This window comes from Blautia sp. MSJ-9 (assembly GCF_018919065.1).
In the GTDB taxonomy this organism is placed as follows: Bacteria; Bacillota; Clostridia; order Lachnospirales; family Lachnospiraceae; genus Blautia_A.
In genome coordinates this window covers 1-13,078 of record NZ_JAHLQG010000056.1, presented here as the reverse complement: position 1 = coordinate 13,078, position 13,078 = coordinate 1, and the positions used below count along the sequence as shown (strand labels likewise).

Annotated in this window: 11 protein-coding genes; 8 read left to right on the top strand and 3 right to left on the bottom strand. The window is 41.4% G+C overall.

The window, feature by feature from the left end:
* Window positions 1-179 precede the first annotated feature (179 nt).
* The gene (locus KQI87_RS16015; RefSeq protein WP_008706208.1) at window positions 180-1,406 is read right to left on the bottom strand and encodes an argininosuccinate synthase; all 1,227 of its coding nucleotides are present in this window, start codon (window positions 1,404-1,406) and stop codon (window positions 180-182) included.
* Between the two features lie 584 nt (window positions 1,407-1,990).
* Between KQI87_RS16015 and argC the strand changes: the two genes are divergently transcribed.
* The 6 genes from argC to KQI87_RS15985 all read left to right on the top strand — a co-directional run bounded on the left by argC (window position 1,991) and on the right by KQI87_RS15985 (window position 7,637).
* On the top strand, window positions 1,991-3,031 hold the full coding sequence (argC, locus tag KQI87_RS16010; protein WP_216460968.1) for an N-acetyl-gamma-glutamyl-phosphate reductase: 1,041 nt from the start codon (window positions 1,991-1,993) through the stop codon (window positions 3,029-3,031).
* Window positions 3,032-3,358: 327 nt separating this feature from the next.
* Complete coding sequence (gene argJ, locus KQI87_RS16005) at window positions 3,359-4,582, top strand: bifunctional glutamate N-acetyltransferase/amino-acid acetyltransferase ArgJ (protein WP_216460967.1); 1,224 nt, start codon at window positions 3,359-3,361, stop codon at window positions 4,580-4,582.
* Between the two features lie 187 nt (window positions 4,583-4,769).
* Window positions 4,770-5,666 carry an acetylglutamate kinase gene (argB, locus tag KQI87_RS16000; protein ID WP_216460966.1) on the top strand — a complete coding sequence of 299 codons (897 nt, stop codon included), beginning with the start codon at window positions 4,770-4,772 and terminating at the stop codon, window positions 5,664-5,666.
* The gene (locus KQI87_RS15995; protein ID WP_216460965.1) at window positions 5,653-6,843 is read left to right on the top strand and encodes an aspartate aminotransferase family protein; all 1,191 of its coding nucleotides are present in this window, start codon (window positions 5,653-5,655) and stop codon (window positions 6,841-6,843) included. Before argB ends, KQI87_RS15995 begins: the two co-directional genes overlap by 14 nt.
* A gap of 155 nt (window positions 6,844-6,998) precedes the next feature.
* Complete coding sequence (locus KQI87_RS15990; protein ID WP_216460964.1) at window positions 6,999-7,436, top strand: hypothetical protein; 438 nt, start codon at window positions 6,999-7,001, stop codon at window positions 7,434-7,436.
* Window positions 7,437-7,442: 6 nt separating this feature from the next.
* Complete coding sequence (locus tag KQI87_RS15985) at window positions 7,443-7,637, top strand: family 1 glycosylhydrolase (protein ID WP_216460969.1); 195 nt, start codon at window positions 7,443-7,445, stop codon at window positions 7,635-7,637.
* 500 nt (window positions 7,638-8,137) lie between these two features.
* Here KQI87_RS15985 and KQI87_RS15980 read toward each other — a convergent pair whose 3' ends face one another.
* The gene (locus KQI87_RS15980; RefSeq protein ID WP_216460963.1) at window positions 8,138-9,457 is read right to left on the bottom strand and encodes a sensor histidine kinase; all 1,320 of its coding nucleotides are present in this window, start codon (window positions 9,455-9,457) and stop codon (window positions 8,138-8,140) included.
* A 1-nt stretch (window position 9,458) separates the two neighbouring features.
* Window positions 9,459-10,175, bottom strand: a complete 717-nt coding sequence (locus tag KQI87_RS15975) for a LytR/AlgR family response regulator transcription factor (protein ID WP_216460962.1) — start codon at window positions 10,173-10,175, stop codon at window positions 9,459-9,461.
* A gap of 263 nt (window positions 10,176-10,438) precedes the next feature.
* Between KQI87_RS15975 and KQI87_RS15970 the strand changes: the two genes are divergently transcribed.
* Together KQI87_RS15970 and KQI87_RS15965 are read left to right on the top strand one after the other, a co-directional pair.
* Window positions 10,439-10,813: a response regulator gene (locus KQI87_RS15970; RefSeq protein WP_216460961.1), complete on the top strand. Its 375-nt coding sequence runs from the start codon at window positions 10,439-10,441 to the stop codon at window positions 10,811-10,813.
* 28 nt (window positions 10,814-10,841) lie between these two features.
* Window positions 10,842-12,893, top strand: coding sequence for a hypothetical protein (locus KQI87_RS15965; protein WP_216460960.1), 2,052 nt, complete (start codon window positions 10,842-10,844; stop codon window positions 12,891-12,893).
* Window positions 12,894-13,078 lie beyond the last annotated feature (185 nt).

Below are 13,078 nucleotides of genomic sequence, written 5' to 3'. Positions count from 1 at the left end.
AGATTACTACACCGAAAGGTGTGTTACTTGTTAAGTTGATTGAACCGCCGTGTACCGAACGGTACGCACGGTGGTGTGAGAGGTCGGGAAAATTTATTTAATTTTCCCTCCTACTCGATTGATATAGAAACAGCCAGATGGGTGAAATCACTCATCTGGCTGTAAATAATTTTATTTAATTATTTTTTGTTCTGCTCAACTTCTTTTAACATCATAGCACGAACTTTCAGTGGAAGTCCGAACAGTGTGATAAATCCGTCTGCATCGTGGTGGTCATAAAGGTCACCTGTTGTGAAGGATGCAAGAGATTCGTTGTACAGGCTGTATGGAGAAGTTGTACCAGCTTTGATGATGTTACCTTTGTACAGTTTGAATTTCACTTCACCTGTTACATATTTCTGAGTGGACTCAACGAATGCCTGGATTGCTTCACGAAGTGGCGTGTACCATTTTCCTTCGTAAACAACCTGTGCGAACTGGCTGCCAAGTTTCTTCTTTGTTTCCATTGTCTCACGGTCAAGTGTGAGTTCTTCGAGCTGTTCATGAGCGGCCATCAGGATTGTTCCGCCAGGAGTCTCATATACACCACGGGATTTCATACCAACGACACGGTTCTCAACGATATCAACGATACCGATACCGTTCTCGCCGCCTAATTTGTTAAGCTCAGTGATGATCTCGGAAACTTTCATTTCTTTTCCGTTTAATGTTTTCGGAACACCCTGTTCGAATGTCATTGTAACTTCTGTTTCTTTATCAGGAGCTTTCTCAGGTGTAACACCTAAAACAAGCATGTTGTCATAGTTTGGAGCCTGGGAAGGATCTTCCAGTTCCAGACCTTCATGGCTGATGTGCCATAAGTTTCTGTCACGGCTGTAGCTGTGGCTTGCATCGAATGGAAGGTCAATGCCGTGAGCTTTGCAGAATGCGATCTCATCTTCACGGGACTGCATTGTCCATTTGTCTGTCATACGCCATGGAGCGATGATCTTGATATCCGGAGCAAGAGCTTTGATACCAAGTTCGAAACGGATCTGGTCATTACCTTTACCTGTAGCACCGTGGCAGATAGCAACAGCGCCTTCTTTACGTGCAATCTCAACTAATTTCTTAGCGATTGCCGGACGTGCCATGGATGTACCAAGGAGATATTTATGCTCATATACAGCACCTGCCTGTACACATGGAACGATGAAATCATCACAGAATTCATCTACGATATCTTCAATATATAATTTGGAAGCACCGGAAAGTTTTGCTCTTTCATCCAGTCCGTCCAGTTCGTTTCCCTGACCGCAGTTTACACAGCAGCAGACAACGTCGTAATCAAAAGTTTCTTTTAACCACGGGATTAAGGCTGTGGTATCAAGACCGCCTGAGTATGCTAAAACGACTTTTTCTTTCATGATTGTATTCCTCCTGAAATTGGATTTTATTATTTTCTTAATTTGTAAAAATTTCCTGAGATATCCGTTTGCTGAAAGTAAATGAATAGGTCGGGAGTTCAGCGCATTATTTTTGAATAAATGCGGGAATTTCTGATTTAAATTTTTGAATAAATATTCAATGCGGAACAGGATGAATTCCTGCGACTCCGCTTAACAAGTGATAATATACACCTTTTTTTATAAATATGCAATAGAAAAATACAAAAAAGTTTTACTCATTTTTGCATAAATATGCAACATAATATAGGTAAAAACAAGGTAAAATGAACAATCTAAATTAAAATCCATGTAAAAACATTGGAAAATGACTATTGCATATTATGCAGGTAAGATGTATAATTAGTCCAGCGCTCTGATAAAGTAAAGTTTTACAATGCTGTTGAACTTATTGCCGGCAGATATAGCTAGAATGGCGTCAATAAAAAAGAACTTCACAGATAAGAAAAAAAGAACTAAGATATACTCAACAGCATGAAATAGAAGAGCAAAAGAAAAATGGAAAATAAACCTTGCCGATAAGGCGAAAGATGGAGGAAATTATTATGATTAAAGCAGGAATTATCGGTGCCACAGGATATGCAGGTAACGAGATCGTGAGACTGCTTCTGGGACATAAAGATGTAGAAATTGCATGGTATGGTTCAAGAAGTTACATTGACCAGAAATATGCGGATGTTTATCAGAACTTTTTTAAACTGGTAGATGCGAAATGTATGGATGATAATATGGAAGCGTTAGCTGATGAAGTAGATGTGATCTTCACAGCAACTCCTCAGGGACTTTGCGCTTCTTTAATTAATGAAGGAATTCTTTCCAAAGCGAAAGTCATTGACCTGAGTGCAGACTTCCGTATTAAAGATGTGAAGAAATATGAGAAATGGTATGGTATCGAGCATAAGGCTCCGCAGTTTATTGATGAAGCTGTTTACGGATTATGTGAGATCAACCGTGAGGATATCAAGAAGGCAAGACTGATCGCGAACCCTGGATGTTATCCGACTTGTTCTACACTTTCTATTTATCCGCTGATCAAAGAAGGACTGATCGATCCGTCCACGATTATTATTGATGCGAAGTCCGGTACTTCAGGAGCCGGACGTGGAGCGAAAGTTGCGAATCTGTTCTGTGAAGTAAATGAGAACATCAAGGCTTATGGTGTTGCAACTCACAGACATACACCGGAGATTGAGGACCAGCTTGGATATGCATGCGGTAAAGAAGTTCTGATTAACTTCACACCACACCTGATCCCGATGAACCGTGGTATTCTGGTAACTGCTTATGCTTCTCTGACTAAGGATGTTTCTTATGAAGAAGTGAAGGCAATTTATGATAAATATTATGAGAATGAGACTTTCGTTCGTGTGCTGGATAAGGATGTGTGTCCGCAGACTAAGTGCGTGGAAGGAAGTAACTATGTAGATGTGAACTTCAAGATTGATCCTAGAACTCACAGAGTAATTATGATGGGCGCTATGGATAACCTTGTAAAAGGTGCCGCTGGACAGGCTGTTCAGAATATGAACCTGCTGTTTGGATTTAAGGAATCTGAGGGACTGCTTCAGGTACCGATGTGTCCGTGATAGATAATTGACTTAAAGGGGACGCTCCGAAAATTATTTGTTTTTGAACGCGGTTTCGGGGCTTACTAACTCTAAGTGTTCGGGAATTTGCTAAAAGCATGAGGCGTCTTGTCAAACTCGCGCCGTTGCAAACTTCGTTCAGACAGTGATGCAGCCGCCTCATAACGCAAATTCCCGAGCACTAAGAGTTACTACAGCCCCTGCAAATGCGTTCAAAAACAAATAATTTCCGGAGCTGATTTTTCCAGTAACTGGACGGGACTGCGCAGGGAACCTGCGGCAGGTCCTGAAGAGAGAAGTTGTGGAATTTTAGGAGGATATGTAATTATGAAGATTGTTGAAGGTGGCGTTACAGCGGCGAAGGGTTTCCAGGCAGCGGCTGCAGCGGCTGAGATTAAATATAAGGGCAGAACTGATATGGCAATGGTTTACAGTGAGGTGCCTTGTGTGGCAGCGGGTACTTTTACTACAAATGTTGTGAAGGCTGCTCCTGTTAAATGGGATCAGGATATTGTTTATAATCATCCGTATGCGCAGGCTGTGATCTGTAACAGTGGTATTGCAAATGCATGTACTGGTGCGGAAGGTTATGGATATTGTAAGGAAACCGCAGATGCTGCAGCAGAAGTTTTAAATGTAGCTGCTGATAGTGTGTTGGTTGCTTCTACTGGTGTTATCGGTATGCAGGTTCCAATCGATCGTATTAAAAATGGAGTAAAGATGATGGCTCCGAAGCTGGATGGTTCTCTGGAAGCAGGTACAGAAGCTGCGAAGGCAATTATGACTACTGATACAAAGAAGAAAGAAGTTGCTGTTCAGATTGAAATCGGTGGCAAGACAGTTACCATTGGCGGTATGTGCAAAGGATCTGGTATGATTCATCCGAATATGTGCACGATGCTTGGTTTTGTTACTACTGATGCTAAGATTTCCAAGAAGATGCTGCAGGAAGCACTGAGTGAAGATGTAAAAGATACTTACAATATGGTTTCTGTAGACGGTGATACTTCTACAAATGATACCGTTCTTCTTCTGGCAAATGGTCTGGCTGAGAATCCGGAGATTACAGAGAAGGGCGAAGATTATGAGACTTTTAAGGCTGCACTGAATTATATCAATACTTCTCTGGCTAAGAAGATTGCCGGTGATGGTGAGGGTGCGACTGCTTTATTTGAAGTGAAGATCATTGGTGCTGAGTCTAAGGAGCAGGCGGTTACATTAAGTAAATCTGTTGTTACTTCTTCTCTGACAAAAGCTGCTATCTATGGCCATGATGCAAACTGGGGAAGAATTCTTTGCGCGATGGGATATTCAGGTGCGCAGTTTGATCCGGAGAAAGTTGACCTTTATTTTGAAAGCAAGGCCGGAAAGATTAAGATTATTGAAAACGGTGTTGCTACAGATTACAGTGAGGAAGAAGCTACTAAGATTCTTTCAGAGGAAGCTGTTACAGCGATCGCTGATGTGAAGATGGGTGATGCTACAGCAACTGCATGGGGCTGTGATCTGACATATGATTATGTAAAGATTAATGCAGATTACCGTTCATAATAAAGGAAATGGATAAGCTGCTGTTGACTGAGACAGAATGAAATGATTCTGGTCAGAACAGATAGGATGGCAGTCAGATTGTAAAATAGATTACAAAGATTCGTCTGAAAAACAGAGATTGGTATTTTTCTATGGTAAAAGAAAGATTTATTTTTCAGACAGATACAGGGAATAAGGAGAAAGATAAATGGTTAATCAGAAATACTTGGACAAGGCAGAGGTGCTGATCGAGGCGCTTCCTTATATTCAGAGATTTAATCGTAAGATCGTAGTTATAAAGTACGGCGGAAGCGCTATGCTGGACGATGAACTGAAGAAGAATGTTATCAAAGACGTAGTTCTTTTGAAACTGGTTGGTTTCAAACCGATCATCGTTCATGGCGGTGGCAAGGAAATCAGCCGCTGGGTTGGCAAGGTTGGTATGGAGCCGAAATTTATTAACGGTCTTCGTGTCACAGATAAAGATACTATGGAGATTGCAGAGATGGTTCTTGCGAAGGTGAACAAGGAACTGGTTGCCATGGTGGAATCTCTTGGCGTAAATGCTGTTGGTATCAGTGGTAAAGACGGTGGTCTGCTGAAATGCCGCAAGAAACAGACAGAGGGCGGAGATATCGGATTTGTTGGTGAAGTTACAAAGGTTGAGCCGAAGATCCTGGAAGATCTTCTGGAGAAAGATTTCCTGCCGATCATTTTCCCGGTAGGTTATGACGATGAGTTCGCTACTTATAATATTAATGCGGATGATGCTGCATGTGCCATTGCAGAGGCTGTTCATGCTGAGAAGCTTGCATTCCTTTCTGATATTGAAGGCGTTTATAAAGACAAGGATGATCCGTCCAGCCTGATCTCTGAACTTCATGTAGATGAAGCACAGAAACTGATCGATGACGGTTATGTAGGCGGAGGTATGATTCCGAAGCTGAAAAACTGTATTGATGCCATTGAAGAAGGCGTTAACAGAGTCCATATCCTTGACGGAAGAATTCCTCACAGCTTACTGCTGGAGATCTTTACAAACAAAGGTATTGGTACTGCGATTCTGAGAGAAGACGGGGAGAAATATTACAATGAACATGAATGAACAGATGAAGGAATCTGAAGAGAGTATCCTTCACACCTATAATCGTTTTCCTGTTGTTTTTGAAAAGGGACAGGGATGTTATTTATATGATTCCGAGGGAAAGGAATATCTGGATTTTGCAGCAGGTATTGCTGTAAATTCTCTGGGATATCACTATCCGGGATATGATGAAGCATTAAAAGATCAGATTGATAAGCTGATGCATATTTCCAACTTATATTACAATGAGCCGATTATCGAAGCAGGTGCGAAGCTGGTAAAGGCAAGTAAAATGAGCAAGGCATTCTTTACCAACAGTGGTACAGAAGCAATTGAAGGTGCTTTAAAAGCAGCTAAGAAATATGCATATGTACGTGACGGACATGCAGATCATGAGATCATTGCCATGAACCATTCATTCCATGGAAGAAGTATCGGAGCACTTTCCGTGACAGGAACTGCTCATTACAGAGAGCCCTTTGAGCCTCTGATGGGTGGTGTGAAGTTTGCGGATTTCAATAACCTTGAGAGCGTAAAGGCTCAGATCACAGATAAGACCTGCGCAATTATCACTGAGGTTGTTCAGGGTGAGGGTGGTATCTATCCGGCAAAGAAAGAATTTCTGGAAGGTCTGCGTCAGATCTGTGATGAGAAAGATATTATGCTGATCTTCGATGAGATTCAGTGCGGTATGGGAAGAACCGGACATTATTTTGCATGGCAGGCATACGGTGTACAGCCGGATATTATGACAAGTGCCAAGGCTCTTGGATGTGGTGTGCCGGTAGGTGCGTTTGTACTGGGCGAAAAAGCTGCCAAAGCTTCTCTGGAGCCAGGTGATCATGGCACTACTTATGGCGGAAACCCGTTTGTATGTGCTGCAGTCAGCAAAGTATTTGACATTTATGAGAATGATAAGATCATTGAACATGTACAGGAAATGACTCCATATCTGGAACAGAAACTGGATGAAATTGTTGCAAAACATGAATGCGCTGCAACAAGACGAGGCATGGGCTTCATGCAGGGAATCGTGATCCAGGGCCGCCCTGTAGGTGAAGTTGTAAAGGCTGCGCTGGCAAAAGGACTGCTGGTGATTTCCGCAGGCAGTGATGTACTGAGAATCGTACCTCCGCTTGTGATCACAAAAGAACATATCGATAAGATGGCTTCAATTCTGAATGAGTGTATGGAATAATTTTTCAAACACGCTCTAAGGCTGTTGCGTTTTGCAATGGCCTTCTTTTTTACAGAAGATATAATTGATATACAATACAGGAATATATGGATGAATTTTAGTTGTTGTTTTGGGAACAAGTTTAAATGGACGATATATTGACAGGATGATGATAGATGAAGATTTTTGATAGTCCTAAAACTAAATGGGTAATCATATGGAGCATTTGGGTGTTTGCTGTTATTTATAGTTTTTATATTTCAAATTACAATTATTTCACATGTCATAATAAAAAAAATACTTTACAGGAAATAACAGCAGTAACAGACCGAGGAATTACAAACAAATATGGTGCGAATTTTTCAAAATTTCATGTCGCTGTATCATTTAAATATAAGGATAAGCATTATCATGTCAATGTTCCGAAGGATTTCAGGGATTATTCTACGGAAAACATTAAAGTTTATATTTATGAACCGTTGGATTTATCTGGAACTATTAAAATTGTAAGAAGTAAAATAGTTATTCCCTTTATATGGGGGGATTTATTTATAATTGGTATTCTATTAATAAGAGCTGTCCAGATAGAGAAAAAAAGAATAATAGGAACATAATCCTTTTTGGCTTGGCAGATTGATTTTGTAGGGTTACGTTATACATTGGTAACATTATACAGACACTATGAAGTATTGTTTTTCACTGTAGATAATAGATTTGGCGCCATTGATATTCTGAAAGAAGATAAGACCGGCGATGATGATTACAGAATTGAGTATTTTCGTGTAAATATTGTTGGGAAAAAAGTGGTGAATTAGATTAAGCAGGTACTTGAACAGGTACCTGCTTAATTTTTATATCCTTGCTCTAAAATACGAAAAACACAACTGTTGTTCAGATAGTTGTTTCAAAAATAGACTGGTTCAGATCAGAATCTTTAAATGCATTGTTTAAATCGTTAGACTGTTTAGGAAGAGAAAAAGTTTGTCCGGGAAGTGCAGAACAGTGAGATGGAAGAAAAGCAGGAGAAAGTAACGATTTCTGAAAGGGAAAATATAGTGACGATCATGCGAAAAGCGACCCGGGTGGATTATTATGTGTATGATATTAAAAAAATCGTAAATCTAAAATTTTTATTCGGTCACAATTGACTCGGATGCAACCGAATAAAAATTGACATTTGTATGTATCTCGACTAAGGGAAGTGTATAAATAAAAGGCTGATTCCAGTGCCCGTATGGATAGTATAAGTAAATACAGGTCATCTGCTGTCGGAGCAGAAAAAACTGCAAAGTAGTGCTGAGTAAAGATAATAAAATCAAATACTCAGCATAACTTTTGCAGAGAAAATCCCGTTTTCATAGGTGAAACTGCATGCACCGCCGTTTTTGTCGGTAATGTGGCGGACAGATTCGATTCCTATTCCGTTTCCGGAGTGTTTGGAGGATTGGAAAATATTGTTTTTTTGCTGTATTTTGCCATCGAAGGTATTCTCCACATGGATCAGAAGGAGATGATTATGGTGGGGATAAACTTCCACATTAATCTTTCTGCGGGCAGGTTCTGTTTTTACACTTGCCTGGATGGCATTTTCCAGCAGATTGGAAAACACAAGGCACAGATTAATCTCATCTATGGAAAGATCAGCAGGCAGGGAAACCAGTGCATGAAAAGGAATGTTTTCTCTTTCTGCAAGGGTGGAATAATATCCGAAAACACTGTCAACAGCCTGATTTTCACAGAAATGCAGGTTATAGTCAGAGATTTTTCCGGTTGCAGCGGAGAGATATTTTTTGATCTTTTCCATGTCACCCTGTTCTGCCAGAGAGGATAACTGCACAAAGTGATGCCGGATATCGTGACGCGCCTGTCTGGCTTCTTCAATAGCCATGCAGAGATTCTCGTATCTTTCCTGCTGGAGGGAAAGAAAATGGTTCTCCTGCTGAAGTCTGGCATTTCTGTTCAGGCTGACTGCCATCATAAGAAACATGGCATAAAACAGGAGCAGGATTATGAGCGATACAAGACTGAAAACAATATAGCACTGCAGGACACGTCCGGTATATAAAGTACTGCGGTATTTAGGAATCATAAAAAGATTCACTCCGATGAAGATTACCGGAAGAATCCAGAATACGTACCAGGTCTGGGCAAAGTTCTCGTCTGTGATCATTGTCTGTACACAGTGGCGGGCAGGATACCAGGCTGCCAGAACAAAAAGCAGACAGATCACGTTATAGAAAATCCCGGCACCGGTGTGAAACCACAGTTCATTTTCTGTAATATGCAGGTCTGCGGTCATAAGTGCATTAACTGCCCGGGACAAACTTTTGACACATGTAAAAACTGCGAAGACTGCAAGAAAAATACTGACAGATTTCCAGACAGAGATTTTCAGCGTTTTGTGATAAATGAGCATAATCACAGGCAGCAGAGGAAACAGGAACCATCTGGTGGGAATTTGCAGGGTACAGCAAACCGCTCCTCCCAAAATACAGATTCCCAGAAGAAGAGGAAGAAGCCATGCTGTCAGCTTAAGCGGTGTCTGTCTCAGATAGCTTTTTACAGGCAGATATGCCAGCAGTATACCGGGAATGATTACGGAAAGTTCAAGTACAGGGCGAAGTATGTCAGTCATTTCAGGACCTCCTTTGGAACAGAAATTCCATAAATGTCTGTCTGGCGTTTTTCAGTAGCTTCCTGCTTACCGGGACATTGCTTCCGTTATCAAGGCGAAAGCCTGTTTCCTCAAAATCAACGGCATGTTCCAGATTGATCACAACGCCCCGGTTACACTGATAGAAACGTGAGTCCATTTTCAGGGAGGTTATGAAGGAGTCAAAGGACTGACGGGTGACCAGTTCCCTTTCACCGGCAGTGTGGATGTGGATCATATGGGAAAAATGCTCTGCGTAGATTATTTCCCGGAAAGGAATCTGAATATTGCTGCCGTTTACCTTTACATCTATGTATTTCCCGGAATCCGGGATGCGGGAAAGGATTTCATCTGCCAGTGCGGAAATATCATTTTCACTGTAGGGCTTTACAAGATAGTGCAGAGCCCGGACCTGGAATCCCTCTAATGCATGGTCGGTAGAAGTTGTTGTAAAGATCAGCAGACAGTCAGTATCTGATCTGCGAAGTTCTTTTGCTGTATCAATCCCGTTGGATCCATTCATATAAATATCCAGAAACACCACAGTGAACGGACATTCCTTTGCTGCTGTCAGGAAAGTTTCTCCATTTTCATATTCCAATATATCTGTATGGACATTGCGCCTGGAAAACTGAGATTCCAGTCTGTTTCGCAGCAGTGTCCGTTCTTCTGAAATATCATCAACAATTGCAATTCGCATAGTAAATCTTCCTTTGTTTATAAAATGATGTTAGGGTCAAAAGGCATTTTGCCCCTAACTTGATATCTACGAATTGCTTCGCTGCAAAGCAGCTCCCGCAATTTTCATAAAATTCTGCTATAAGTATATCACAAAACAATACCATAGATTTACAATTCGTGCCATTTTCTGCCGTTTCGTGACAGAATTATTGAAAAAATTTATGACTTTTTTATAATGAGGATAACAAATGGGAGTACAGCAAATGGAAGAGGAGGGATGTCGTGTATTGTATTGCCATATTGACTGATCAGGAACAGGAAGGACAGAGCTGTGCGGAATACATCAGAAATTACTGTACAGAAAAGAAAGTTTTTCCATTGATTGAAATCTATCAGGATCAGGAACAGTTTTTTGGGCGGACACGAAAAACAGTACCGGCAGTGGTGTTTCTTGCATTGCCAGGGGTGTCCGGGCTGAATGCGGCAGAACATCTCCGTTCCCTGTATCCGAAATGTGGGATCATCTGGTGCAGTGATCTTGATTTTTCGCTTCATGCGTTCAGGATGCGGATAGAATATTTTTTTATGAAGCCTGTGGAAGAGCAGAAAATAAAAGAAGGACTTTCCGTCTGGTTTGAACGAAGAAAAGTAATATAACAAAAAACACTCAGGAGGAAAAAATAATATGAAGAAAAGAGCTTTAATTCTTGCAATGATCGCTTTTATAACAGCTATAGCATCTGAACCGGCAGTAAATACGGTATATGCAGAGGAAACACAGACAGAAGAAAGTGCTGGTCAGGCATCAGAACTTCCGATCAAGGCACTTACACCGAAGGCTATGGATGTGAATCCATATATGGCAGCAAGTGATTCCAATATTCATCATGACTGCTATAATACAGATTCAACAGATGAGGTATTGCCTGTTGATATTTATTCTGAGATCAATGTTTCTTATGAAAAAGTTAATCCCAATGCTTCCCCGGCAGTCTTTTTTGATTCCTATGGACATTCTGTGGTTCCGCTTCTGGGTGGCCTGGCGATTCGTGATATTAATGCAGATGAGGCACAGACCTTGGGCTATTTTTCACCAAAACAGCATGACAATGGAAGCTATCTGATACAGAGTTCATATTCTTTTGTAGATGAGAGCAATCGCATTGTGTGTCCGACGAACGATAATCGGGTACTTATGCTTAAGGCTACAGATGAGGAGGGAAATGTACTTCCGGAATTTGAGAAGGTTCTGGATATCGACATTAAAGCGGCAGCAGAGGCAGCGCTTGGAAAAACACTGGATCAGAACTTGTTATCTGTAGTTTTTGATTATGAGGGAAATCTCTGGTTTGCAACAGGAGGCTTCCGCATTTATCCCGACAGAAAACAGCAGGGAACCTTTGGCTATGTTTCACGTGCAGCTATCGATAAGATCTTGAATGGAGAAGATGTGGATCTGTCAGATGCAGTGTTTGTATATGAACTGGAACCGGGAGAGGGTGCAGAGAATGGTATTGCGGCATCTAAGGAGGGTGCGGTCATTCTGACAAATTTGAAGTGTTATCTGCTCCAGGCGGATAATGGTGTGAAAAAAGTCTGGGAAACTTCCTATAAAAGTGTGGGTGCCAAGGAAAGCAAAGAAGGCGATGAGACGACAGGTGGCGGTCTTGCATGGGGAGGTGGATGTTCCCCGTCTCTGACCAAAGATCTGGTTATGTTTACAGATAATCAGGATCCGGTAAATCTTATTGCGGTGGATATGAAAACAGGAGAACAGGTTGCGAGTATGCCTGTTATAGATGAGCTTCCGGAAGGTACACAGGTGTCTGTGGAAAATTCTGCAATTGTATATGATGATGGAGAGGGAACAGTAAGCACGATCGTATGTAACTGGTTTGGTGCAGGAAGTGCGAAGCTTGGAGAAGCAGATAATGATTCCTCAATACAAAGCTATGAGAATATTTATGATGTGGGCTGGCTGAGACAGGGCAATAAAATGATCGCGCCGGGTATAGAACGAGTAGATACGATTAAGACTGAGGATGGATACGAAATGAAGAGTATCTGGTGCAGAAGTGATCTGTCAGATACTTCCATGATGAAACTATCTACAGCAACCGGATATATCTACGGATATGTACAGAATCTGGAAACTGGTATGTGGCAGTATATCATGCTTGATTTTGAGACAGGCGAGACTGTATTTACCATGGATATTTCTGACAAACCGGGATACAATAACATGGCTATCGGTATGTATGCCGGGAATAGCGGAAATTCACTTTATTGTCCGACCGGTTATCTGGAACTTCTGAGACTTCAGGACAGGTTTGTATATCTGCCGGAAATGCCTTACCGCAAGGTGGATCTGGATCAGGCAATGCGCAATGTGTTAAGCCAGGAGAAATTTGAAGCAGACGGCGGCCAGGGAGATGTGGAAGGATGGCTGAACACGATCACAATTGAGAATGTACATCCGAATACGACCGTTGCAATACGTATGAAAGGAATCTCAGGGGAAACAGGTTCTATGAAGCTGTATGCATATGGCGCAGATGGTACCTTGAAAGAAGTTCCGGCAGAGAAATGGCATATCCAGACAGAAGATGGTGAAACACCGGATACATTATCCGAAGACGTACTGTATGAGGTACACATGACTGTGGAAGATGGTGGTGACTTTGATCTCAGTGAAACGGAAAAAGAGATTAAGATATCCGCTGTTCTGGGAATCTGAAGGAGATTCGATACAATAATATAACCTGATTTTCCGTTTTTGGGAGCTGTTTCGGCAGCTCTCAAATTTAGTACCATAAAAGTGTAGTTGTTGGAGAGTAATTAACTCTGACAGCTGCACTTATTTTATTATAATATAGGGGAGTAATTGGTCTGACGTAGCTCTATTTGGATCATTGCATCCGT

Coding starts and splice junctions, on each gene's coding strand:
- KQI87_RS16015 (WP_008706208.1), bottom strand. CDS start 1,406: ATGAAAGAAAAAGTCGTTTTAGCATACTCAGGCGGTCTTGATACCACA.
- argC (WP_216460968.1), top strand. CDS start 1,991: ATGATTAAAGCAGGAATTATCGGTGCCACAGGATATGCAGGTAACGAG.
- argJ (WP_216460967.1), top strand. CDS start 3,359: ATGAAGATTGTTGAAGGTGGCGTTACAGCGGCGAAGGGTTTCCAGGCA.
- argB (WP_216460966.1), top strand. CDS start 4,770: ATGGTTAATCAGAAATACTTGGACAAGGCAGAGGTGCTGATCGAGGCG.
- KQI87_RS15995 (WP_216460965.1), top strand. CDS start 5,653: ATGAACATGAATGAACAGATGAAGGAATCTGAAGAGAGTATCCTTCAC.
- KQI87_RS15990 (WP_216460964.1), top strand. CDS start 6,999: ATGAAGATTTTTGATAGTCCTAAAACTAAATGGGTAATCATATGGAGC.
- KQI87_RS15980 (WP_216460963.1), bottom strand. CDS start 9,457: ATGACTGACATACTTCGCCCTGTACTTGAACTTTCCGTAATCATTCCC.
- KQI87_RS15975 (WP_216460962.1), bottom strand. CDS start 10,175: ATGCGAATTGCAATTGTTGATGATATTTCAGAAGAACGGACACTGCTG.
- KQI87_RS15965 (WP_216460960.1), top strand. CDS start 10,842: ATGAAGAAAAGAGCTTTAATTCTTGCAATGATCGCTTTTATAACAGCT.